Origin of the sequence: Deinococcus sp. Arct2-2 (genome assembly GCF_004801315.1) — a bacterium.
Classification (GTDB): Bacteria; Deinococcota; Deinococci; order Deinococcales; family Deinococcaceae; genus Deinococcus.
Genome location: NZ_SSNW01000029.1, coordinates 1 through 22,064 on the forward strand (window position 1 = coordinate 1; position 22,064 = coordinate 22,064).

Sequence of the window (22,064 nt, forward strand, 5' to 3'; positions counted from 1 at the left end):
TTTTGCCCAGCCAATCGCAGTTTCCCACTGATCCATGCCTTTCCAGACAGTCTCTCAAGAAATCATTTGAGCTTCATTCGGTTCTCTATGCCCTTCCCACGTTCCACCCTCCCTATTGATTCCCCCTTCTCAATCGCCTACCTCAAGTCTGCTAGCATACAGGGATGACCGCCACGCGCTCCACCCGTCAACGTGATGTGATTGCCCACGTGCTGGAGGGCGCGGAAGGCCCGCTGGCCGTGAATGATGTGCATGGCCGGGCGCTGTCCGACTTGCCCGGATTAGGTATTGCCACGGTGTACCGCACCCTCAAACTGCTGACCGAACAAGGCCGGATTCACCCGGTCACGCTGGACGGCGAAACGCTGTATGAGGCCAGCGGCAAGGGCCACCACCACCATTTTTCCTGCACCCGCTGTGGGCGCGTATTTACGCTGCACACCTGCCCGGTGGCCTTGCCGCGCGGCACGGTGTATCCGGGCGGCTTCATCGTAGAGGCGCACGAGGTCACGCTGTATGGGCAGTGCCCACAGTGCGCCGCCGCGCCTGCCTGAGCCAACTGCCTCCCCGCCCCTCTTGTCAGCTCCGTCCCGACTTGATACCTTAAGTCAGCTTCCGCGTGAAGCCACCCCAATCCAGAGCGCCCGAGAGAACTGGCTCGTAGACGGCGCGGCAACCGGACTTCATTACGTCACGGTGCCAAGGCCAGCCCAAAGGCGCGTTAACGATGACTGCGCCCGCCGGGAACGATCCGGGAAGGTCACGCGCTGTTTTACTACACGCCCCTTCTCTTTTTCCCCAAGAGAGGGGCGTTGCCTCTGTGTAGGCCGCCCCACCCATCTCAGACACTTGCTGTCTGGCCGGAGGGCCGCACAATGACTACCCCCAACAAGCTGCACTTTGACACCCTGCAAGTCCACGCCGGACAGCGCCCAGACCCCACTACCGGCGCTCAGGCCGTGCCTATTTACGCCACCAATTCCTACGTGTTCGAGTCGCCGGAACACGCCGCCAACCTGTTCGGGCTGCGGGCCTTCGGCAACATTTACAGCCGGATCATGAACCCCACCAACGCGGTGTTGGAAGAACGGATCGCGGCGCTGGAAGGCGGCGTAGGCGCACTGGCCGTCGCGAGCGGTCATGCAGCCCAGTTCCTCGCCATCACCAATGTCGCGCAGGCTGGAGACAATATCGTCAGCACGCCCAATCTGTACGGCGGCACGGTGAACCAATTCCGGGTCACGCTGCGGCGGTTGGGCATAGAGGTTCGTTTTACCAGCAAGGACGAGCGCCCCGAAGAATTTGCTGCCCTCATCGATGACCGCACCCGCGCCGTGTACCTAGAAACCATCGGGAATCCGGCGCTGAATATCCCAGACTTTGAGGCGATTGCAGCCGCCGCCCACGCACAGGGTGTGGCGGTGTTCGTAGACAACACCTTCGGGGCCGGGGGTTACTACTGCCAGCCCCTCCAGCACGGCGCGGATATCGTGCTGCATTCGGCCAGCAAATGGATCGGCGGGCACGGCAACGGCATCGGCGGCCTGATCGTAGACGGCGGCACGTTCGACTGGGGCAATGGCCGCTACCCCCTGATGACCGAGCCGAGTCCCAGCTATCACGGCCTGAATTTTTGGGAAGCTTTTGGCGAAGGCAACGCGCTGGGGCTGCCCAACGTGGCCTTCATCACCCGCGCCCGCACCGAGGGCCTGCGCGATCTGGGGCCGACTCTGGCTCCCCAGCAGGCGTGGCAATTCCTGCAAGGCCTAGAAACCCTGAGCCTGCGGGCCGAGCGTCACGCCCAGAATGCCCACGCGCTGGCGGTGTGGCTGGCGGCCCACCCAGACGTGTCCCGCGTCACCTATCCCGGCCTCAGCAATCACCCGCACTATGACCGTGCCCAGACCTATTTGCCGCGTGGGGGCGGCGCAGTCCTCACTTTCGAACTGCGCGGCGGGCGTGCGGCGGGCGAGGCCTTCATCAGTTCGGTGGGGTTGGCCCAGCACGTCGCCAACGTGGGAGACACCCGCACGCTGGTCATTCATCCGGCCAGCACGACACATTCCCAGTTGGATGACCAACAGCGGGCCGCCGCTGGAGTCACGCCGGGGCTGGTGCGCGTGTCGGTGGGCATAGAGCACATAGACGACATCCGCGAGGACTTTGCACAGGCGTTGGCCGCCGCCCTCGTAGACGCGGAAGGCGTATGACCGCCGTGAGTTTTGGCCCGGAACTCCTGCCCCCGCCGGAAGCATTTCAACCGGACGAGGCCGCCCCGGAGCGATGTCTGCCGCGCCGCCATACCGTCACCCTGTTTCGCCGCGAACCGCTGCTGCTGGATTGCGGCCAGCCCATGAACCATGTGCGCGTGACCTACCATACCTACGGCGAGGCCCGCCCAGACGCCACGCTGGTGCTTCACGCCCTCACCGGAACCAGTGCGGTTCACGAGTGGTGGCCCGACTTTTTGGGTGAAGGCAAGCCGTTAGACCCCAGCCGCGACTTCGTGGTGTGCGCCAACGTGCTGGGCGGCTGTGCGGGCAGCAGTGGGCCGTCCGAACTGCCCACGGTGGGCGGTGAACCGGTGGCCCTCACCCTGCGCGACATGGCCCGCGTGGGCCGTGAACTCCTGAAGCATTTGGGCATCAGCCGTGTGCGCGTGATCGGCGCGAGCATGGGTGGCATGTTGGCTTATGCATGGCTGCTGGAATGCCCCGATTTGGTAGAGAGGGCCGTGATTATTGGCGCACCCGCCCGCCATTCGCCGTGGGCCATCGGCCTGAACAGCGCCGCCCGCAGCGCTATTGCCGCCGCGCCGGGGGGTGAGGGTCTGAAGGTGGCCCGCCAGATCGCTATGCTCAGCTACCGCAGCCCCGACAGCTTGGCGGCCACACAGAGCGGCCCCAGCACGCGGCGGCCCGGCGTGCCTGCCATCACGTCCTACCTCAGTTATCAGGGCGAAAAGTTGGCCGAACGCTTTTGCGAACGCACTTATGTGACCCTCACCCGCGCGATGGACGCCTTTCAACCCAGCGACGCCGAACTGGGCTGCATCGGCGTGCCTGTGTTGGTAGTCGGTATCAGCAGCGATGTGCTGTACCCAGCGGCAGAAGTGCAGGCGCATGCAGGCCAGTTGCGGCGCGTCACCTACTGGCAACTCGATTCCATTCACGGCCACGACGCTTTTCTGATGGATGCGGGCGAATTGCCGGAGAGGGTGGGGGCATTTTTGCAAGCCTAGAAACCCTTCTTATACCAAATTAAAATGAGTCCAAAACATGTTTAATCCAGGGGAAGAGGGTGAGCGATTTGACTTCTTGTGGGTTGTGCTGGAGCCGGACACACTCTGCAGCGATCAAGTCCTCCACCTCTTGAAGGGTGTTGAGCGTCTTATTGGCAATGGGGAGTTTCAGTTTGGTCACCATGGGTTCAGCAGCAGACATTTCCGGCGTATACGCCGGAAACGGCAAGAGGAAGAGATTCGGCGGCACCTTGAGTTGCTGGCTGGTGTGCCAACCAGCCTGGTCGAGCAAGAGGACGATGAGTTGCTGCTGGTATGGATCGACAGCCCGGCTGAACTCGTCCAGCGCGACTTGCATCAGAGGAACGCTGACACTGGGAAGGATCAGGAAATCACTCTGTCCCGTGAGGGGTTCGACAAAAATGTAGGTATAGAGCCATTGATATCGACGGCGCTGGGCGATGACCGGTCGCTAACCCCGAAGCGCCCAGAGGCGCTTCAGCACGGGTTTCAGACCAAAGCGCCCTTCATCCTGCACCCACAGCCGGACCTGCTTCTCCGGGTACGCGGCACGTGCGGTTCTCAGCGCCGCTTGGACTTTTTTATCCAGATCGCCTGTTCCTCCGGCGTGGCCGCCTGAACATGAGTTGGACGGGGCGTTTGCACCGTAAATCCGAGTTTTCTCAAATACCCCCAAGCACACACGGACGTCATCTCGACTTTGAACTGCTCGTGGACGTAGGCTTGCACGTTCTGGCTCGTCCAGAAGCCACCCGTTTCGGGTGGCTTCTGGAGCACACCAAACAACACCTCTTGTTGTTCCACACTGAGTGCAGGAGCCGATTTGTTCCAACGGCGTTTGTCCACCACCACCGCTGGCCCATCTTCTTTGTACGCCCGAATCAACGTGCTGATCGTGCTGCGCGAAAAACTCGTGACCGCTTTGATCTCTGGAATCGTCAGTCCTTTGCTTTTGAGCCACAAGATGTGCCAACGGGATCGCTCCACTGGCCGCTCGGACTGGCGATAGGCGAACTCCAACTCGTCGGACGTCTGATGCGGGAAGAGCGAGGCAGGTCTCATAGTCGGTACTCAGTTTAATCCCGTATTATTGATCTCGGCTGAAATGAGGGACGGTACACTGTGTGGGTGACCGACCATTGGCGGCCCTCGCACCTCACGCGAGCTCAACTTGAAGAACGTCGACTGCACTTCCTCCAGCTGCTCGAGGCCCAGCAGTACAGTTCTAAGGAGCTGGCTGAGTTCCTGGGGGTCTCGATGAGTACCCTCCGCACCTGGAGACAACGCCTGCGGCAGCAGGGGTCAGACGCCCTGCAGGCCACCGTCACTCCGGGGAGAGCGTCGGCGCTCTCCCCGGAGCAGCGGGAGACCCTCAAGCGGCTTCTCAACGAGGGGGCGCAGGTTCACGGCTTCCCGGACGTGAGTTGGACGACGCTCCGGGTCAGGAACGTCATCGGTCGGCAATTCAACATCTGGCATCACCGGGATCATGTCCGTCGCATCCTGCACCAGATGGGTTTCTCGCGTCAGAAGCCCGACAAACGCGCTCTGGAACAGAATCCAGACGCCGTGGCGACTTGGGTTCAAACCACGGTTCCGGAGCTGAAAAAAAAGTAGCTGCGGGCGCGACGTTGGTCTTTCTTGACGAAGTGGGGTTCAGTCTGAAAGGAACGGTGAAGCACACCTGGGCTCCACGGGGGAAGACCCCCGTGGTCTTCGGCACAGCCAGTTGGGACAAGGTCTCCACCCTGGGCGCGATCACCAGTGCAGGCCAATTTCTGCAGCAGACTCAGCACGGGGCCTTCACAGGCGAAGGGGTGATTCGGTTCTTTCAGCACCTCTTGACGCACGTTCCAGGCGATCTCCTGGTGGTGTTGGACAATGCCAGCATTCATAAAACGAAGGCCCAAAACGGCCTTCGTTGCGGGTGAACCACGGCTGTCCGTGTCTTATCTCCCGCCGTATGCACCGGAGCTCAATCCAATTGAACTCGTCTGGGCCTACATCAAGCGCCATATTTTAGGCAATTTCTGTGCGCGAACCTTGAAGGCATTGAAGGCACGCCTTCGGGTCGGTTGGCAGCGCGTCCGGTATATCCGGCTGCCAAAACAACTGCTTCACAGCTACCTTCCGTCGTAAATTTCAGCCGAGGTCAATAGATATCCTTTCTGCCCCTCACTCCACCTCCTCCCCCCGCTGCATCTTCACGGCCCGCACCAAGTTCTGATACATCAGGGCGCTGGTCAGGGGGCCGACTCCACCCGGCACAGGCGTAAAGGCCCGTACCACGTCGGCCACTTCGGGCGCTGCGTCCCCGACTACGCCGCCGGGAGTCACGTTGATTCCCGCATCTATCACCATATGATGCGGTTGCACCTGCTGGGGCTGCAGCAATCCGGGTTTGCCCACCGCAACCACGATGGCGTCTTGTGGGGCCAGCACCGCCGCAAGGTCGCGGGTATGTTCGTTGCACACGGTCACGGTCATGCCCCGGTTGCCCAGCATCCACGTGAGCGGGCGGCCCACGGTGCGTCCCGGCCCGATCACAGCCACGCGCAGACCGCGCAAGTCGTCGCCCAGTACCGAACGCAGCAGGAAACGCACCGAGCGCGGCGTGGGCGGCAAAATCGCTTCGGGTTCCCGCCCCGCCGTCACGAGGGCGAGGTTGGCAGGCGTCAGGCCTTCTACATCTTTGCGGTGGGCCAAGTGCAGCAAGCTCAGGTCAGGGTCTAGCCCCGCTGCCAGCGGCAATTCCAGCACGATGCCCTGCACGTCGTCCCGCTCCGACAGCGCCCGCAGTTCGGCGTTCAGGGCGGCTTGCGTCAGCTTTGGCCCCAATTCTGCGCCCAGGTCGCGCACCGTAAAACGCACGCCCAGTTGCCCCGCCCGCCGCGCCTTGCTCTGCACATACACCCGCGAGGCTGGGTCGTCGGAGGCCAGCACACTGACCAGATGGGGCTGGAAGCCTTCTTGCTGCCAGATGGCTAGGGCCGACTTGACACCCTTGGTCACGGTGTCGGCCAGCGGTTTGCCGAGGATGAGGGTTGACATTTTGGCTCCTTGATTGGGGGATTTGGGCGGGGTTTTTGGGGCTTGTCCCACGTTGAACTCCCCCACCCCCCAGCCCCCGCCCCCACAGGGGTCAGGGGAGTGGTCGCTCCGCTGAGGAGGTTTCATCTTGTCGAGTTTCAAGTTGGCTGCCTCGCTCAACTGAAGCGGAATCGCCTGTTTATTCCGAAATGGAATTGGCCCACCCGCTGCGCGGATGACGGCCTCACACGGATGTGGGCGGGGACGGTTTGGGTTTGCTTTCTCCCTCTCCCCTTGCGGGGGAGGGCGCTGTGAAACAGCGGGAGGGGGAAGTGAGCGCCAGCGATTGCTATTGCCCTCCCGCCACCCAACTTAACCTAGTGCCGAAAGTGTCGCGATCCTGTAAATACCATGCTCAGGCCGAGTTCGTTGGCCGCTGCGATCACTTCTGGGTCACGTTTTGCGCCGCCCGGTTGCAAGATGCTCAGCACGCCCGCCCCCGCTGCCAGCCTCACCACATCGTCGAAGGGGAAGAAAGCTTCCGAGGCCAGCACCGCGCCCACCGCCCGCTCTCCGGCATTGGCGACGGCGCGTTCGGCGGCCCAGATGCGGCTCACGGCTCCGGCTCCTAGGCCCACCGTCACGCCGCCGCGTGCCAGCACCACTGCGTTGCTGCGGGCGTGCTTCACCACGCCCCACGCAAAGCGCAGGTCGGCCCATTCGGTGTCGGTGGGTTGGCGGGCGGTGACCACTTCGGGGCAGAGGTCGGCCCAAGGGCGGGTGTCGCGCTCCTGCACGGCAAATCCACCTGCGATGGGGCGCAAATCCAGCACACTCACGGCGGAGGCAGAGGCCGCGATCAGCACGCGCAGATCGGGCTTCCTGGCCGCGAACCACTCCACCGCTTCCGGCGTCACGTCGGGCGCGATTAGCACTTCTAAAAAGGTGCCGCGCATGGCCTGAGCTGCGGCCAAATCCACCGGGCCACTCACCGCCACCACGCCGCCAAAGACGCTGAGGGTATCGGCGTCGCGGGCCTGCTCCCACGCGGCCTGCACGCTGTCGGCCACCGCCACGCCGCAGGGATTGCCGTGCTTGACGGCCACACACACCAGCCGGGGGTCGCCCGCCTCGGTTTCCTGCGCGGCCAGTTCGCTGCACAGGGCGTAAGCCGCGTCTGCATCGGCGTAATTGTTGAAGCTCATGGGTTTTCCGGCCACCACGCGGGCATCCAGCACCGGCCCCCGCGCCGCGCCCCAGCGGTAGATCGCGCCGGGTTGGTGAGGGTTTTCGCCGTAACGCACCTCGGCCACCCGCGAGAGTTCGAGGCTCAGCGTTTGCGGCAACTGAATAGGAATAACATCTGATGTGCCGTCCAAATAAGCCGTGATCGCCGCGTCGTATTCGCTGGTGTGGCGGTAGGCTTTGGCGGCCAAGCGGCGGCGGTCTGCCTCATTCACCTCGTCCTGCAAGGCCAATTCATAATCTGCCGGATCAACCAAGATCAGCACGCCCGCATGGTTTTTGGCGGCGGCCCGGATCATGGCGGGGCCGCCGATATCTATGTTCTCAATCGCTTCGGCAAACGCGGCCCCACGTGCCACCGTCTCGCGGAAGGGGTACAGGTTCACGCACACCAGATCAATCGTGCCGATGCCGTGCGCGTCCAGTTCGGCCAGATGGCCCGCATCGCGCCGCGCCAAGATGCCACCGTGAATGCTGGGGTGCAGGGTTTTGACCCGCCCATCCAGAATTTCCGGAAAGCCCGTGATGTCGCTGACAGCGGTGGCCGCCACGCCCGCACCCGTGAGGGCTGACAGCGTGCCGCCCGTACTCAGCACTTCCCAGCCGCGCTCCACCAGTGCCCGCGCAAAGTCCACCACGCCCGCCTTGTCGCTCACCGAAATCAAGGCCCGTCTCTTCGTCTGTCCCGTCATGTATGTTCTCCTCTTTCATCAAGATGTGACATCAAAAGTCGGACGCTCCAGCCAGCGGCACAGTCTTAACCATGCAGCGGTGAAGCGTCCGACCCAGGCGTGCGATCCAGTCTTGCGTGGGCGGCTTCCCCGTGGTAGACCCACGTTCAGCGCCAGTTGCCGCCCGCTGTGGCCGCAGCATACAGGGCGCAGGCGGTGGGGGAGAGGCGGCACGTCCAGACCACTCGGACGCCCCCTCGCCAGCGGTTACCTTTCCAGCACGCTCACAATTTCGATGTGGCTGGTCTGGGGATAAAAGTCGTGTGGAATGACCGCGCCCAGTTTCCAGCCGCGCCGGGTCAGGTCGCCTACGTCGCGTGCCCACGTGGCCGGGTCACAGGACACGTACACCAATCGGTCAGCAGTCGAGGCATGAATGTGCTCGCGGGCTTCGGGTTCCAGTCCGGCGCGGGGCGGGTCGACCACGATCACATCGGTGCCCAGTTCGCTGAAGCGGGCCGCGTCGCCGCTGCGGTAGGTCACGTTCTTCTCTCCGCTGAGGGCCACATCCTGACGGCCCCGCGACAGGGCTTCGGGCGAGGAATCCAACACCGTGACTTTGCGGAAACTGGGCGAGAGGTGGCGGCCAATCGCGCCCGCGCCGCCGTACAAGTCCACGGCATGTTCACCCCTTCCGGCCAATTCTGCGGCCCGGATGTAGGCCAAGCCCGCCGCTTCGGGGTTCACCTGTGCAAACCCGGTGGCGCTCACGCTGACCTGTACCAGCCCAAATTGCTCCCGAATCTCGGACTCCCCGGCAATCAGGCGCACGCCCGCGCTGAAACGTTTTCCGGCAGGCTGGGCCAGCGACACGCCCACCACGCCCGCTTCCATCAGGTGATCGGAGGCGCGCAGGAAGGCCCGCGTTTCGCCCGCGCCGATCACGGCAGCCACCACTTCGCCGGTCAGCAGACTGGCGCGGAAGGCGATTTCGGTGGCGGGGGCCAGCCGACTGGTGTCCAGCTTGTCCATGATGGCCTGAATCTGCGGCATCACGAGGGGGTCAGCGCCCACCACCAGCGGGCCAGTGCCCCGGCGTTCGCGATAGGCAAACCCTTCCGGCGTCACCAGATACTGCGCCGTGTTGCGGTAAAACCATTCGCGGGGGCTGGGTACGGTGTCCTGCACGGTGTGGCGCACTTTGGCAATGCGGGTCAGGGCTTCTTCTACAAAGCCGCGTTTGAAGACCAGTTGGGCGGCATACGACGCGTGGGCAAGGTCGGCGGTGGGCAGCGCGGTGGCGTCTACCCGGTCAGGGCTGGCCCGTAAAACCTCGCGGGTCACGCCTTGGCGCACGCCCCGGCCATCGCGCAGGGCGGCGGTCACTTGCTCTCCGGGCAGCGCTCCGCGTACCAGCACCACACCATCGGCGTCGCGGGCCAGTCCCAGCCCCCCGGCAACTAATTTTTCTATTTCGAGTGTGACCAACCCAGTGTGTGCTGGGGTGGCGGGAGTGTGTGCGGCGTCAGACATAACCTACAGGGTAGCGCAGGGCGGCGCGGGGAAAAGGGAGCGGGCGGGGCTACTAAATTACTTCACGCACTGGCATGCTCAGTGATACTGGAAGAATGCGCCTCTTGCTCCCGCTTTTACTGCTTCCTCTCATGGCTTGTACTCCGCCCCAACCAACACTGGCCCCCTTTCTAAATCTCAAACAGGGTGACTCTGTAGAGACCGTTAGGGCGAGATTGGTTGGTCAGGGCTTCACCCCTCTTTCTATCCCCTTGCCCGAAGGTGTGTACGGGTTCAGCGGCCCAGTATTTGATGTCCCTTCAGAGGTGGAGGTGAGAGTTAAGCCTCAAGCACCCTCAATTATTGTGGATGTAATGGTCGTTCCAGTGCCCAGTGTTCAAGCTCAAGAGCAGGTGTGTGAGACGTGGCAATAGGGCTTAACCAAGCTTTGGCAGCGGGATTCCGAGGAAGTGGCCGGTCAGATGTTTTACTGGACAGAAGAGAAAGCCAGCCTAGATTGCGGCGATCTAAACCATAAGGTGGACATATCTGTCACTCCTCTCAACTAGATATTGCTCGCGTTGGAAAGAGACTTGTGAGCCTCTGAAACTAGGTTTAACGCGCACAGACGCTTTTTGAACCTTCAAAGCGTGTCCCCACATAGCGTTATTTCCCCATGCTTGACCCCTAGAGAGCCTATTGAGGATTCGGAAGACGAATAAGGGCGGCCCCTTCCCACTGGCCGCCCCACTCTTGCTCAGTACTCTTCAGCCCTCTTCTTCGTACTCCAGATACGTGTAGCCCAGCAGTTCCTCGCCGTAGTCTTCCAGCAGCTCGGTTTCCTGCTCCGGCGTCAGCATCTTGGCCTTAATCGCGGCGTCGGCCTGATCTTCAATCGCGTCGCGCAGCATAGGTTCCTCGTAGCCCATCGACTCGATCATGCGGCGGGCTTTTTGGCCGCGCACAAACAGGTCAATGTGGTAGCGCCCGCCCGGACGCACTGTAATGTGCGCCTCGCTGACCTTGCCGAACAGGTTGTGAGAACTGCCCAGCACGTCCTGATACGCGCCCATCAGGAACACGCCGAGGTAGTACGGCTTGCCCCCCGGCTCGTGCAGAGGCAGCGTGGCTTTCACATCGCGCAGGTCGATAAACTTCTCGATTTTACCGTCGCTGTCGCAGGTGATGTCGACAATCGTGCCCTGCCGCGTGGGGCGCTCGTTCAGGCGGTCTACCGGCACAATCGGAAACAGCGCCTGAATCGCCCAGTTGTCGGGCAAGCTTTGAAACAGCGAAAAGTTGCAGATGAACTTGTCCGCCAGCACTTTTTCGAGGTCTTCCAGTTCGTCCGGCACATACTTTTCGTGCTGAATCATTTTGGCGATCTTGCGGAGGATGGCATTGAACAGCGCTTCGCCGCGTGCGCGGTCTGCCAGCGTCACGTAACCGAGGTCAAACAAGTTGTGCAGCGTCTGCTTGTCACCCACCGCGTCGTTATAGGTTTCGCGGTAGTTGCGGGCGGTGATATTTGCCAGCCCTTCTTCCAAATCCTTCACGATCTGGTGGCTGTCGCCTTCGGGCGGCGCGAGGTCTTCTAGATCACGGGTTGGCCCGGTCACGTCCAGCACAGGCATCACCAGCACGGCGTGGTGGGCCGTCAGGGCGCGGCCCGATTCACTGATGATCACGGGTTCGGGCACCTGACGGGCGCGGCAGACTTCCTGCACGGTGTACACGATGTCGGCGGCGTACTCGCGCACGGTGTAGTTCATGGACGCGTAAAAGGTGGTTTTGGAGCCGTCGTAATCGACGCCGAGGCCGCCGCCCACGTTCAGGTATTTCAGTTGTGCGCCAGCAGCGATCAGGCCCGCGTAGGTCTGGGTGGCTTCCCGCACGGCCACCTTCACGCGGCGAATATCGGTAATTTGCGAGCCGATGTGGGTGTGCAGCATCACCAGACTGTCCAGCATGTTTTCGGCCCGCAGACGCTCTACTACGCGCAGCAACTCATAGGCGTTCAGACCGAATTTGGCCTGATCGCCGCCCGATTCTTCCCATTGCCCCGATCCGCGTGCATGCAACTTGAAGCGCACCCCGATGGCAGGCTTCACGCCCAACGCTTTGGCCTGTTTCAGCACGCGGTCAAGTTCGCTGTATTTTTCCAGCGTAATAACCACGTTTTTGCCCAAAGTGCGGCCCCACAAGGCCAGTTTGATAAACCCATCGTCCTTGAAGCCGTTGCAGCACAGCAGGGCGTCGGGGTGCATCCGCTGGGCCAAGCACAGCGCCAACTCCGCTTTGCTGCCTGCCTCTAGGCCGTGCGCGTAGTCGTATCCGGCGGCAGCCACCGTTTCCACCACAGCGCGGCGCTGGTTTACTTTAATAGGGAATACGCCCTGATAGTGGCCTTTGTAGCCGTATTCGGTGATGGCCGCGCCAAAGGCTTCATTGAGGTGCTTGACCCGTCCGGCCAGCACCTGCGGAAAGCGCAGGATCACGGGCAAGCTCTCGCCGCGCTCCACGATTTCGTCGATGATGGCCCGCAGGGGCGCGTGCAAACCGGGCGCAGGCGTGACTTCCATCTGGCCTTTGTCGGACACGCGGAACCAACCGCCGCTCCAGTTGGGCACCTGATAAAGTTCGGCGGCGTCGACGGTGGTAAAGGGTTGTCCGGGGTTTAGGGGCGTCGTAGTCAAGGGGCGTCCTCCTCCAAGAAGTGCAGTGGGGTAGGCTCGCCGTGCGCGGGGTTCGGAGTATCGGGCCTGCCGGGGGGCAGATCAGCACTCAACGGACGCCGTGCGAAACCGGGGGGCATAATACGGCACAGCGCGGCCAGCAGTAGGGGGAAGAACGGCAATTGCGGCGGGCTGACACAGGGCAGACATTCGCCTCACGGCGCTGGGCACAAAAAAAGAGCGAGGGCTTAAGCCTCACTCTCTCTTTTTCCAACTCTTGCCCAACTCTTGTTCTGGCGGTCCGGACGGGATTTGAACCCGCGACCTTCTGCGTGACAGGCAGATATGCTAACCGCTACACTACCGGACCATTCACGGGACAACCAGGACTGGCCGACCAGCGGACAAGAGACTAAAGGCCAGCGGGCGGGAAGTCAAGCGGCGGTATGGGCGGGGAGGCTGAAAACGCCGACGCAGACAGCTTATACACGTATTCGTCACTGGAGCTGCCCTTGAAGTGATCGGCCCCCACGATCAGGTCTGTCTGCATAAATCCCAGACGTTCTATCAGCCGCCGCGAAGCTGCATTGCGGGTGTCTATGTTGGCCGCGAACCCCTCGACCCGCAGGCCGTCCCGCAAAAAGCTCAGCATGGCCCGCACCGCCTCTGCCGCGTAGCCTTTGCCCCACGCGGCTGGCCCAAAGACGTAGGCGACGTCTGCTGTGCGGGCGGCCAGACGAACGGTGGCCTGTATGGTGCCAAGCGCGTCCTCACCGCAGTACACCACCCAGTTCAGCCACAACTCTGCGCCGTCCGGCGAGCGGCGAGATTCTTGGTGGGCAAAGCGTCGTTGCAACGCTTTTGCATCGCTGGGCGGGTTGCCGGGAATGTACAAATAGCTGCGCGGATCGGCCAGCGCCGCCACCATCACGGGGGCGTGGGCGGCTACTTGCGGTTCCAGCCGCAGCCTAGGCGTGGTGAGGGGTGGGTTGACTTCTGTTACGGCGGGCATCGAAAACAGTGTAAGGCTCACGTCGCCTCCGCCGTGATGCTCTGCGCTCATCCAGTGCCGCCATCATGCTTGGTGATGAACAGGCCGGGAAAAATGATGCAGATGGGAATTGTCGGGGCAGTGCTGCTGGGGCTGTCGTCATGTTCGCGGGCCGACGCTCTGAGCGTGCAGCGCGTCACATCGGGCGGGATGATGTACACGGTGGCGGTGGTCAATTTGGCGCAAGACCGCCTCCAGTTGCACTGGAAAAACCCGGCCACAGGCGGGCCGTACCAGACTTTCGACGCCGTGCAAAAAAGGTTGGCAGGGCAGGGTCAGAAGATGCTGTTTGCCACCAACAGCGGCATTTATGCCCCCGGCCCGCGCCCACTGGGGCTGCACGTTCAGAGCGGCAACACGTTGGTGGGCCTCAACAACGCCCGCTCCGGCGGCAACTTTGCCTTGCTGCCTAACGGCGTGTTTTGGGTCAAGGGCACCCGCGCAGGCGTGACCGAAACGCAGGCCTTCCGCCGCCTGAACGTGGCCCCTACCTACGCCACGCAGTCGGGGCCATTGCTCGTGTCGGGCGGCAAGCTGCATCCAGAGTTCAACCGCAGCGGCACCAGTTTCAAGACCCGTAGCGGCGTCGGCGTGTGCAGCGATGGCCGGGTGCGCTTTGTGATCAGTGCTGGCCCAGTCAACTTTTATAGCTTCGCCATATTTTTCCGCGACGCCCTGAAATGCCCCGACGCCCTGTATCTGGACGGCAGCATCAGCGCTTACGCCACGCCCGACACCAATACACAACTTGCAGAGTTTGGCGGGATTTGGACAGTTTCGCGGTGAGGGTCTAAGGGTGGCTCATGAAACTTTGTTTTCGCTCCCCCCTTACGGGGGAGGCTGGGAGGGGGTGCGTGAGCGCAGCGATTGCCGTTCTTAGACCCTCGCCCCTTAGACCATTGCCGCACCCCCGCCCCTACTGCCCTGCTGGCCAGCTACACACGCGCTACTCTGAGGCCCATGACTGCTCGCACGCCGCCCACTCAGAATCAGGTCAATCCTAAAGGCGACCTGATCGCCCGTCTGATCACGCTGGGAGCGGGTGCGCCCACGTTTCAGGTATCGTCTGACGGCCCCGCGCACGAGCGTACCTTTCGGGTACGGGTGCTGGTGGGCGGGCGGGAACTGGGCGAAGGAGGCGAGGGCCGCAGCAAAAAAGACGCCGAGCGGCTGGCCTCGGAAGCGGCACTGAGGATGCTGGATGGGCGGCAAGATTCGGGGCAGGATGCAGGAAGTGAGGACACAGGAGCCGACAACATAGAGGCCAATAACGCCAACAACACTGAGGCCGACGAGGAACCGCAGGGCCAGTGGCCCATTTACGCCGCAGTGCTGGCCGAAGCCCTTGATGTGGCGCTGGACTTGGCTCCCGAAGATGCCAGCGTGGACGACGTGCGCCGGGAAGCGGGCCGCCTCTACCGCGATCTTTTGGCCGATTTAGGGCACGGGCCGGAGTGAGTCTTAGGCAAATGGGCCTGACCTTGCCCACCCGTCCGGCAGGCGTGCTGTTCGATATGGACGGCGTACTGACCGCCAACAATCTCTTTCACCGTCAGGCGTGGCAGGAAGTGGCGCTAGAGATGTTGGGCTTAACTCTGACCGAACACGATTTGGACACCAAAGTAGACGGGGGCCGCAACCCCGAAATCATCGAGCGGCTGACCGGAAGCTACCCTGACGACGCTCTGGCGCTGCGCTTTCATGATGCCAAAGAGGGCCGCTACCGCCAGTTGGCCGCAGGCGGACTGACCGAGGTGGCGGGCCTGAGCGCCTATCTAGACGCATTAGAGGGGCGGGGCATTCCGTTTGCGCTGGTCACGAGTGCCGACGCCGTGAATGTGGCGTTCGGCATGGACGCTTTGGGCTTCGGCCACCGCTTTGGCCCGCGTGTGCTGGGCGAAGATGTCACGCGGGGCAAGCCGCACCCTGAACCGTTTCTGCTGGGAGCGGCCCGCTTGGGCCTAGAGGCCGCCGACTGCGTGGCCCACGAAGACGCCGTGAACGGTGTGCTGAGCGCGGCGGGCGCGGGCTGTACGGTGGTGGCCCTCACCACGACGGCTCCCGCCGAAGCGTTGGTGCAGGCTGGGGCGGCGCTGACCGTGCCCGATTTCAGGAACTTTGGGCTGTGGCTTGACTGACGCTCAGGCCCTATGAAGGGAGCCGACGCTGAAGCCCGTGCAGCGCGGCATTTGCAAGGGCTGGGGCGCATAGTGGTAGCCCAGAACTACCGCATCCGGGGCCGCGAAATAGATCTGGTCACGCTGGACGGCCCGGTGTTGGTCTTCACCGAAGTACGCCACCGCAGCAGCACGCGCTACGGCGGGGCCGCCGCCAGCATCACGCCGCAGAAGCTGGCCCTGATGTCCCGCGCCGCCCAAAGCTACCTGCTGCGCGAACATGGCCGCGAGGATGTGCCCTGCCGCCTTGAGGTACTGACGATAGACGGCCCCGCCGAAACAGGATTGGTCACGCTGATTCCGGTGGACTAGGGCTGTGGGCTATAGGGTGCGGGTCTCCCCACTCCCCTCATTCCCCACTCGGCGCAATTTCGTTGACTACGCCGCTGTCGGCAGGCAAGTCGTTGAACGAATCGTCGGGCAAGGGTTCAGGGTTTTCGGTGGGCAAAGGCTCCGGCTGGCTTGGGGTTTCGGTGACCGTTCCGGTGGCGGTGGGGTCTGTGGGCTGGACAGGTTCGGGCGTCGGCTGTGTTGGAATAGGCTGTGCTGGAACTGTCTGGGGCTGAACAGGCTGTGTTGGGGCTGGTTGCGGCTGCACAGGCTCCGGTTGGCTGGGCAGCGGTTCGGGTTGAGTCGGTTCAGCGGGCGTCGGTTGTGGCGTGACTGTTCCATCAGGGACGGGTTCACTTGGAACGGGTTCGGAGACGGGTTCAGGCAAGGCTTCTTCGGGTACAGCTTCCGGCACAGGGTCTACAGGCGCGACTTCCTGTACAGGTTCCGGCTCAACAATGACATCCGGTTCTTTGGGCTGCTCCACCGATTGGGGCTGCGCTTCGGTCTGCCGGGCTGGCGCGGTTTGTCGGCTACGGCGCGAGAAAAAGCCGCCTCCAACGCTGCTGCTTTCCTCGCCGTCGCGGGCCACAGGTTCGGCGTCGGCAGTGCTGTCTAGAAAAGCCATCTTCACCTGACGCACCACGCGGTAAGTGATCCCGCCGGGTTCGGCAAAGGTGGCGCTGGGTTTGCCTGCCAGCGCCCCCGACACCGCCGCTTGCCAAATCGGAGTGGGAATCTCGCCGCTGTAAGCCCACGTCGGCAGCGGCCCACCTTCCTGCTTGCCCACCCACACGGCTCCGGCTACCGTGGGGGTCACGCCCGCAAACCACAGATCTTTAATTTCGTTGGTGGTTCCGGTTTTGCCGCCCACTTGCACGCCGGGAATGCGGGCACGTACGGCCAGCCCGCCTTGAGGGGCCTCCAAATCGTTGACTACGCCGCGCAGCATGTCCAGCCCCAGCCACGCGGTTTGGGCGTCCCAGACACGCTTGGCTACAGGTGCGGGGCGGGTGTACAGCACCTTGTCGCGGGTGTCCTGCACGCGGCGCACCAGCGTAGGCGCGTAGTACAGGCCACCGTTGGCAAAGCTGGCGTAGGCGGCAGCCAGTTGCAGCGGGCTGGCTTCCAAGGTGCCGATGCTCAGGCTCAGGCCTGCGGTGGGCGGCGGGGTCAGGCCGAGTTCGCGCAATTTGGCCTCGAACGCCTTGATGCCTACGGCCTGAGCGGTTCTCACGGTGGTCAGGTTCAGGCTGTGATCCAGCGAGTAGCGCATGGTCACGTAGCGGCCCGTCCAGCGCCCGTCGTAGTTTTTGGGCTGATAGTCGCCGCGAATGGGGGCGTCCAGCACGGTGTCGCTCTGTTTCCAGCCTGTAGCGAGGGCCAGCGTATACAGCAGCGGCTTAATCGAACTGCCCACTTGCCGCCGCGCCTGCGTCGCATTGTTCCAGTCGCTGGGGCGGTCTGCGGTCAGTTTTTGGCCCACCAGTGCCAACACTTCGCCGTTTTTAGGGCTGACCAACGCGATGCCCAGCGTGGCCCCATCCGGCAAATCGGCCCTTAGGCTGGCGCGTTCGGCAGATTGCTGGGCCTGCAAGTCCATTCCGGTGTAAATCTTGCCGCCGCCGTACAGGGCTTTGCGGCCAATGATCGGCGTCAGTTCCTTTTCTACGGCCTGCAAATAGGCGTGATATTGGTAGCGGTTGCCCCCGCGTGCGGCTTCGGCATCGTTCAGATTGGATTGCAAGCGGGCCGGATTTTCCAGCACCGCGCTCCTGAGGCTGCCGTCCGCATTCCAGCCGATGCGCCAGCCTGCCGGATAAATCGGCGTGCGCCACGCGGCGTCGGCCTGCGCCTGCGTAATCCGGGCGTCTTCTACCATGCGCCCCAACAGGTCTTTCATCAGGGGCCGGAACGCCTGAAAACTCTTGTAGCGGCGGTTGGGGGCCGGAATAATAGTTGCCAAATACACGCTTTCGGCCAGATTCAGTTCGCTGGCCCCCTTGCGGAAGTACGCCCGCGCCGCCGTTTCTGCGCCCACGATGTCGCTGCGGCCCCCGTCACCCCAATAGATCACGTTCAGGTAGGCGTTCAGAATCTGCTTTTTGTCGAAGCTGCGCTCCAGTTGGTAGGCCAGCACCGCTTCCTTAAACTTGCGTTCGGCGGTGCGGGCGCTGTTCAGTTCGGCCAGCAGCGTGTTTTTGACCACCTGCTGCGTAATGGAACTGCCGCCTTCCAGATCATTTTTCAGGACGCCCTTAATAAGTCCGCGTGCGATCCCGATAAAGTCCACGCCGTTGTGCTTGTAAAACCGCCGATCTTCGCTGGTCACTACCGCGTCTTGCAACCAAGGACTGATCTGACTGAGCTTGATCAGGTCGCGGTTCACGCCGCCCGAACTGCTCAGGCTGGGCGTCAAGGTGCCGATCAATGCATTGTTGCGGTCATAGACCCGCGTCTGGCCGCTGAATTCCAGCACATCCAAATCAGACACGCTGGGCAGGTCGCGGCCCCACGCATACCACAGGCCGCCCGCCCCCGCCGCACCCACCAGCAACACCACCCCAACGCCCGTGAAAAACCTCATTGGGCCAACTCTAGCGGGATTTGGTGAGTGCGCCGGGAAGCCGGGTCACGGTCACGGGCGGGGAGCGGCTGCATAGGGGCAGCTTAGGCGCAGGGCCGGGGCGGGGTCGTCCACCCTTTGCATGAGGCCAACGCGGAGAGGAAGTTCACTCGGTGGGTGCAGTTGGCCCCCACCAGCGCGGAAAAACCACAGGTTCAGAAACGCTGGCCTGACCCGCCGCGCCTAGCATCAGCCTATGAAGCTCCTCCGTTCTCTCTTGGCTTTGGGCCTGATTCCCCTCATCTGCGGCCCCGCGCTGGCCGTCGGCATCGCAGGCACAGTCAGTAACGCACCCGCGCTGGCCCGCGCCTTCGGTTCCGAAAATGTGCGAATTCTGTTGACCAGCTTGGCGCAGGGCCGCATCGTGGGGTTGGGCACGTTGGCCGGGAACGGCTTTGAACTCCAAATTCCGGATACGTTTAAGCCGCCTGTGCAGCCCGCCGACTTTTGCCCCGGCGTGCGGAGTGTGCCCAGCGAGCCGCGCACCTATACTGCCGAAAGCCTGATGGTGTATCAGGCAGGCCGCAATCTGGCCGCGCTGCTGACTCAAGCCGATCATCCCACCGAACCCACCCGCCGCAGCCAGTGGATGTACAGTGACCGCGCCGCCAACGTTGCCGGGCGCTGCACGGGCCTGAACACCAGTTATAATCTCACGCTCCGCAAGGGCTGGAACGCCGTGATGACCGTGAGTGAGCCGGGGAGTTTCGTGATTCGCAACGCCACGCCGGGGCTGCCGTACTGGGTGCAAAACCCGCCCATTGCGGGAGCGCGGCAAGTGTTCCCCACTGTGTTTGACGGGAAGTAGAGCGTTCGGTCAGTGGGAAAAGCGTGGTGAATCCGGAATCTGTGTGCTGAATACCAGCAGGTGTGTTGGGAACTGCGTCACCGGTGAGAATCAACAAACATGGCCGCAAGCAGTCTCCAACCTTTAGGCGGACGCCTAAGCGCCCGGAAGTGGGGATGCTGAGGCGGTGGCACTTCCTGCACGCGCCCCGGTTCCCGCCCTGCTTTTGCTGCGGCGCGTGCTGTGGCCGTTCGTGGTACAGGAATTGGCGAGCTGCACGGTGGCGCTGGGCGTGGTGGCGTTGCTGGCCCTGTCGCACCTGTTGCCGCTGGCGGCTTGGGGCGTAGCCCGTTACGATTTCGTGCTGCTGGGCTGCCTGCTGATGCAAGTGCTGCTCCTGCTGACCCGCTTTGAAACAGGGCGGGAAGCGGGCCTCATCGCCTTGTTTCATCTGCTGGGCTTTGGCCTAGAAGTCTTCAAGACCGCACACGGCAGTTGGGCTTATCCCGAAGAAGCCCTGAGTAAGGTGGCGGGCGTGCCGCTGTACGCCGGGTTCATGTATGCCAGCGTGGGCAGCTACATGGCGCAGGCGTGGCGGCGCTTCCAGATCACGCTGACCGGACTCCCCAGCTTGCGCCTTCAAGCAGCGTTGGCGGGCGGCGCGTACCTGAATTTCTTTACACACCACTTCGGCCCAGACCTGCGTTACGCAATCACGGCGCTTCTGCTGCTGGCTTACCGCCGCACCCGCGTTCAGTTCCTCATTCAGGGTGCGCCGTTTGCCTTGCCCATGCGGCTGGCTTTTGCGTTGATCGGATTGTTCGTCTACTTTGCCGAAAATGCCGCTACAGCGTTGGGCGCGTGGGTGTATCCCCATCAGGCGCACGGCTGGCAGCCCGTTCACCTTGCCAAAGTGCTGGCTTGGACGCTGTTGGTGGTGGTGGCCTTTCTGATCGTGTCAGGGTTAAAGACTTGGGAAGAGCGTCGGGCGCGGCCTTAAGTCCTAGAACAACGCCCCATCCTCAGCCGGGTCAGGCGTCTTGACCTCTATCCCGCGTGCGTTCAGGGCGTCGCGCAGCATCGGGATATTTTTCAGGGCATGGCCTTTCGTCGTATTTTCGAAGAAGATCCACAGTTCCGACAAATCCTCGGTCACCACTGCGATTTTCTCGGCCCATTCATCCATTTCGGCGCGGTTGTACAGGTAATCGTGGCGTTCGGCGGCACTCTCGCCGTTCCACCAATTGCCGCTATTGCGTCCGTGTAGACGCAGATAACCGACGTCGGTGGTGGCGTGCAGTTGCGGTTCGGGCATGCCCCCCACGGGCGGATAGTCGGGGCTGACCCAGATCAGGCCGTATTCGCCCATCGCCGCTCGCACTTCGGGTTTGTCCCAACTGGCGTGGCGCAGTTCTACGGCCAGTTCGTGTCCTGCAAAGCGTTCTGCGAGGTTCAATAAGTATTTGCGGTTCTCGGCGGTGCGGTGAAACGAATACGGAAACTGAGCCAGATACGGCCCCATCAGGCCCGCTTCGACCAGCGGCGCGGGGCTTTGCAGCATTCGGTCAAAATCGGTGTCGGTGGGGGCGCGGTCATGCGTAAACACCTTGTTCACCTTCACCGCAAAGCGCGTGCGCCCGCCCGATTTGCGGGCCATTCCCTCGAACGCCTTCAGGCCCGGAATGCCGTAAAACGAACTGTTCAGTTCCACCGCGTCGAAGTGCCGGGCGTAGGCGTCAAGGTAGGCGTCCTTCTTCACCCCGTCATAAATCAGGCCGCTGGCCGCCCAATCGTCATTGCTGTAGCCGCCGCATCCGATCCACACACGCATGGGGCCACGCTAGCGCACCGGGCCAGCCGTCATCTTTGGGTTGGGTTTAGATCATACGGATTCCGATGAAAAGCCGTGCATTTTGGCTTTTCATCCGAGCAGAGCGAGAAGGAAAGTACGGATTTTGGGAGATGGACGGACAGGGGGCGCTGTTCCGACTGTACGGGAATCATACGGAATCCGTATCAGGCGACCCGCAACCCCTCCAGCACCGCCCGTAAGTCGGCGGGCAGGGGCACAGGCCGCCGCGTGGCCCGGTCTACGTACACGTGCACAAAATGGCCCTGAGCGCAGGCTGTGTCGTCGTCTTTCCGAAAAACCGCCAATTCGTAACGTACGCTACTCGTTCCTAAAGATGCCACGCGCACACCCACTTGCAGCAGTTCCGGAAACGCGGCGGCGGCAAAATAGTTGCAGCCCGTTTCCACCACCAGCCCAATCGTAGACCCGGAATGGATGTCCAGCACGCCCCGTGCCAGCAGCATCGCATTCACCGCCGTATCGAAGTAGGCGTAGTAGGTAACGTTGTTGATGTGCCCGTACACGTCGTTGTCGGCCCAGCGCGTGGGCGTAGGATGCAGGTAGGGGAAGGCTTGGCGCGGCCACGGCTGAGGGCGGGTCATGGGGGTAGGGTAACGCGGGCGAACCCCCCAGTCTGCCTCGCAGCCAGCCCCCCTTACAGGGGAGCGCAAGAGCTTTTAAGTCCTCCCCTTGAGGGTGGCGTTGCGCCAGCACTGGGGGGTTCACCTTCCAACTTAAATCTCTGTCGCGTGTAAACCCCCCAGTCTGCTTCGCAGCCAGCCCCCCTCACAGGGGAGCGCAAGAGCTTTTAAGTCCTCCGGGGGGGCGTTGCGCCAGCAACGGGGG

19 protein-coding genes, 1 tRNA gene, 1 pseudogene and 2 riboswitches are annotated in these 22,064 nt (G+C 62.6%); of the genes and pseudogenes, 10 read left to right on the plus strand and 11 right to left on the minus strand.

The genetic code is table 11. The features are described from left to right. Window positions 1-164: 164 nt before the first annotated feature. From E7T06_RS12650 to E7T06_RS12660, 3 genes are all read left to right on the plus strand, one after another. A complete protein-coding gene (locus tag E7T06_RS12650; RefSeq protein ID WP_136366147.1) occupies window positions 165-554 on the plus strand; it encodes a Fur family transcriptional regulator in 390 nt (129 codons plus the stop codon). A gap of 77 nt (window positions 555-631) precedes the next feature. Continuing rightward, window positions 632-734: riboswitch (SAM riboswitch) on the plus strand. Window positions 735-875: 141 nt separating this feature from the next. Further along, window positions 876-2,210: an O-acetylhomoserine aminocarboxypropyltransferase/cysteine synthase gene (locus E7T06_RS12655; RefSeq protein ID WP_205750920.1), complete on the plus strand. Its 1,335-nt coding sequence runs from the start codon at window positions 876-878 to the stop codon at window positions 2,208-2,210. After that, window positions 2,207-3,241 carry an alpha/beta fold hydrolase family protein gene (locus tag E7T06_RS12660; RefSeq protein ID WP_136366148.1) on the plus strand — a complete coding sequence of 345 codons (1,035 nt, stop codon included), beginning with the start codon at window positions 2,207-2,209 and terminating at the stop codon, window positions 3,239-3,241. The genes E7T06_RS12655 and E7T06_RS12660 overlap by 4 nt, the downstream gene beginning before the upstream one ends. Before the next feature lie 19 nt (window positions 3,242-3,260). Here the strand turns inward: E7T06_RS12660 and E7T06_RS12665 are convergent, their stop codons facing one another. Both E7T06_RS12665 and E7T06_RS12670 read right to left on the minus strand, forming a co-directional pair. Continuing rightward, a complete protein-coding gene (locus E7T06_RS12665; RefSeq protein WP_136366149.1) occupies window positions 3,261-3,599 on the minus strand; it encodes a hypothetical protein in 339 nt (112 codons plus the stop codon). Between the two features lie 224 nt (window positions 3,600-3,823). Continuing rightward, window positions 3,824-4,324: a winged helix-turn-helix domain-containing protein gene (locus E7T06_RS12670; protein ID WP_136366150.1), complete on the minus strand. Its 501-nt coding sequence runs from the start codon at window positions 4,322-4,324 to the stop codon at window positions 3,824-3,826. Between the two features lie 66 nt (window positions 4,325-4,390). Between E7T06_RS12670 and E7T06_RS21500 the strand changes: the two are divergent. Then, window positions 4,391-5,401 (plus strand): annotated as a pseudogene (locus tag E7T06_RS21500) (IS630 family transposase). 36 nt (window positions 5,402-5,437) lie between these two features. Here E7T06_RS21500 and E7T06_RS12680 read toward each other — a convergent pair. The 6 genes from E7T06_RS12680 to E7T06_RS12705 all read right to left on the minus strand — a co-directional run bounded on the left by E7T06_RS12680 (window position 5,438) and on the right by E7T06_RS12705 (window position 13,407). After that, a complete protein-coding gene (locus tag E7T06_RS12680) occupies window positions 5,438-6,313 on the minus strand; it encodes a bifunctional 5,10-methylenetetrahydrofolate dehydrogenase/5,10-methenyltetrahydrofolate cyclohydrolase (RefSeq protein WP_136366151.1) in 876 nt (291 codons plus the stop codon). Between the two features lie 356 nt (window positions 6,314-6,669). Continuing rightward, window positions 6,670-8,229, minus strand: coding sequence for a bifunctional phosphoribosylaminoimidazolecarboxamide formyltransferase/IMP cyclohydrolase (gene purH / locus E7T06_RS12685; RefSeq protein ID WP_136366152.1), 1,560 nt, complete (start codon window positions 8,227-8,229; stop codon window positions 6,670-6,672). 84 nt (window positions 8,230-8,313) lie between these two features. Beyond that, window positions 8,314-8,399, minus strand: a riboswitch (ZMP/ZTP riboswitch). A 76-nt stretch (window positions 8,400-8,475) separates the two neighbouring features. Beyond that, the gene (locus E7T06_RS12690; RefSeq protein WP_136366153.1) at window positions 8,476-9,741 is read right to left on the minus strand and encodes a class I SAM-dependent RNA methyltransferase; all 1,266 of its coding nucleotides are present in this window, start codon (window positions 9,739-9,741) and stop codon (window positions 8,476-8,478) included. Window positions 9,742-10,487: 746 nt separating this feature from the next. Beyond that, entirely contained in the window at window positions 10,488-12,416 is a 1,929-nt protein-coding gene (speA, locus tag E7T06_RS12695; protein ID WP_136366154.1) for a biosynthetic arginine decarboxylase, read from the minus strand. Window positions 12,417-12,689: 273 nt separating this feature from the next. Next, window positions 12,690-12,765: transfer RNA gene (locus E7T06_RS12700), tRNA-Asp, on the minus strand. Window positions 12,766-12,807: 42 nt separating this feature from the next. Next, complete coding sequence (locus tag E7T06_RS12705) at window positions 12,808-13,407, minus strand: GNAT family N-acetyltransferase (protein WP_168733520.1); 600 nt, start codon at window positions 13,405-13,407, stop codon at window positions 12,808-12,810. A 75-nt stretch (window positions 13,408-13,482) separates the two neighbouring features. Here E7T06_RS12705 and E7T06_RS12710 point away from each other — a divergent pair, with 75 nt between their 5' ends. From E7T06_RS12710 to E7T06_RS12725, 4 genes are all read left to right on the plus strand, one after another. Continuing rightward, a complete protein-coding gene (locus E7T06_RS12710) occupies window positions 13,483-14,232 on the plus strand; it encodes a phosphodiester glycosidase family protein (RefSeq protein WP_240741045.1) in 750 nt (249 codons plus the stop codon). A 174-nt stretch (window positions 14,233-14,406) separates the two neighbouring features. Then, entirely contained in the window at window positions 14,407-14,904 is a 498-nt protein-coding gene (locus tag E7T06_RS12715) for a putative dsRNA-binding protein (RefSeq protein ID WP_136366156.1), read from the plus strand. 11 nt (window positions 14,905-14,915) lie between these two features. Next, window positions 14,916-15,584 (plus strand): HAD family phosphatase, encoded by a 669-nt coding sequence (locus E7T06_RS12720; RefSeq protein WP_136366157.1) that lies wholly within the window; start codon window positions 14,916-14,918, stop codon window positions 15,582-15,584. 12 nt (window positions 15,585-15,596) lie between these two features. Then, window positions 15,597-15,935, plus strand: coding sequence for a YraN family protein (locus tag E7T06_RS12725; protein ID WP_136366158.1), 339 nt, complete (start codon window positions 15,597-15,599; stop codon window positions 15,933-15,935). Window positions 15,936-15,972: 37 nt separating this feature from the next. Here E7T06_RS12725 and E7T06_RS12730 read toward each other — a convergent pair whose 3' ends face one another. Beyond that, the gene (locus tag E7T06_RS12730) at window positions 15,973-18,540 is read right to left on the minus strand and encodes a transglycosylase domain-containing protein (protein WP_136366159.1); all 2,568 of its coding nucleotides are present in this window, start codon (window positions 18,538-18,540) and stop codon (window positions 15,973-15,975) included. 235 nt (window positions 18,541-18,775) lie between these two features. Between E7T06_RS12730 and E7T06_RS12735 the strand changes: the two genes are divergently transcribed. Together E7T06_RS12735 and E7T06_RS12740 are read left to right on the plus strand one after the other, a co-directional pair. Beyond that, window positions 18,776-19,387, plus strand: coding sequence for a hypothetical protein (locus E7T06_RS12735; RefSeq protein WP_136366160.1), 612 nt, complete (start codon window positions 18,776-18,778; stop codon window positions 19,385-19,387). 166 nt (window positions 19,388-19,553) lie between these two features. Continuing rightward, a complete protein-coding gene (locus tag E7T06_RS12740; protein WP_136366161.1) occupies window positions 19,554-20,366 on the plus strand; it encodes a DUF817 domain-containing protein in 813 nt (270 codons plus the stop codon). Between the two features lie 3 nt (window positions 20,367-20,369). Here the strand turns inward: E7T06_RS12740 and E7T06_RS12745 are convergent, their stop codons facing one another. Beyond that, complete coding sequence (locus tag E7T06_RS12745) at window positions 20,370-21,197, minus strand: DUF72 domain-containing protein (RefSeq protein WP_136366162.1); 828 nt, start codon at window positions 21,195-21,197, stop codon at window positions 20,370-20,372. Between the two features lie 185 nt (window positions 21,198-21,382). Then, window positions 21,383-21,820: a thioesterase family protein gene (locus tag E7T06_RS12750; RefSeq protein WP_136366163.1), complete on the minus strand. Its 438-nt coding sequence runs from the start codon at window positions 21,818-21,820 to the stop codon at window positions 21,383-21,385. Between the last annotated feature and the right edge of the window lie 244 nt (window positions 21,821-22,064).

Coding starts and splice junctions, on each gene's coding strand:
- E7T06_RS12650 (WP_136366147.1), top strand. CDS start 165: ATGACCGCCACGCGCTCCACCCGTCAACGTGATGTGATTGCCCACGTG.
- E7T06_RS12655 (WP_205750920.1), top strand. CDS start 876: ATGACTACCCCCAACAAGCTGCACTTTGACACCCTGCAAGTCCACGCC.
- E7T06_RS12660 (WP_136366148.1), top strand. CDS start 2,207: ATGACCGCCGTGAGTTTTGGCCCGGAACTCCTGCCCCCGCCGGAAGCA.
- E7T06_RS12665 (WP_136366149.1), bottom strand. CDS start 3,599: ATGCAAGTCGCGCTGGACGAGTTCAGCCGGGCTGTCGATCCATACCAG.
- E7T06_RS12670 (WP_136366150.1), bottom strand. CDS start 4,324: ATGAGACCTGCCTCGCTCTTCCCGCATCAGACGTCCGACGAGTTGGAG.
- E7T06_RS12680 (WP_136366151.1), bottom strand. CDS start 6,313: ATGTCAACCCTCATCCTCGGCAAACCGCTGGCCGACACCGTGACCAAG.
- purH (WP_136366152.1), bottom strand. CDS start 8,229: ATGACGGGACAGACGAAGAGACGGGCCTTGATTTCGGTGAGCGACAAG.
- E7T06_RS12690 (WP_136366153.1), bottom strand. CDS start 9,741: ATGTCTGACGCCGCACACACTCCCGCCACCCCAGCACACACTGGGTTG.
- E7T06_RS12705 (WP_168733520.1), bottom strand. CDS start 13,407: ATGCCCGCCGTAACAGAAGTCAACCCACCCCTCACCACGCCTAGGCTG.
- E7T06_RS12710 (WP_240741045.1), top strand. CDS start 13,483: ATGAACAGGCCGGGAAAAATGATGCAGATGGGAATTGTCGGGGCAGTG.
- E7T06_RS12715 (WP_136366156.1), top strand. CDS start 14,407: ATGACTGCTCGCACGCCGCCCACTCAGAATCAGGTCAATCCTAAAGGC.
- E7T06_RS12720 (WP_136366157.1), top strand. CDS start 14,916: ATGGGCCTGACCTTGCCCACCCGTCCGGCAGGCGTGCTGTTCGATATG.
- E7T06_RS12725 (WP_136366158.1), top strand. CDS start 15,597: ATGAAGGGAGCCGACGCTGAAGCCCGTGCAGCGCGGCATTTGCAAGGG.
- E7T06_RS12730 (WP_136366159.1), bottom strand. CDS start 18,540: ATGAGGTTTTTCACGGGCGTTGGGGTGGTGTTGCTGGTGGGTGCGGCG.
- E7T06_RS12735 (WP_136366160.1), top strand. CDS start 18,776: ATGAAGCTCCTCCGTTCTCTCTTGGCTTTGGGCCTGATTCCCCTCATC.
- E7T06_RS12745 (WP_136366162.1), bottom strand. CDS start 21,197: ATGCGTGTGTGGATCGGATGCGGCGGCTACAGCAATGACGATTGGGCG.
- E7T06_RS12750 (WP_136366163.1), bottom strand. CDS start 21,820: ATGACCCGCCCTCAGCCGTGGCCGCGCCAAGCCTTCCCCTACCTGCAT.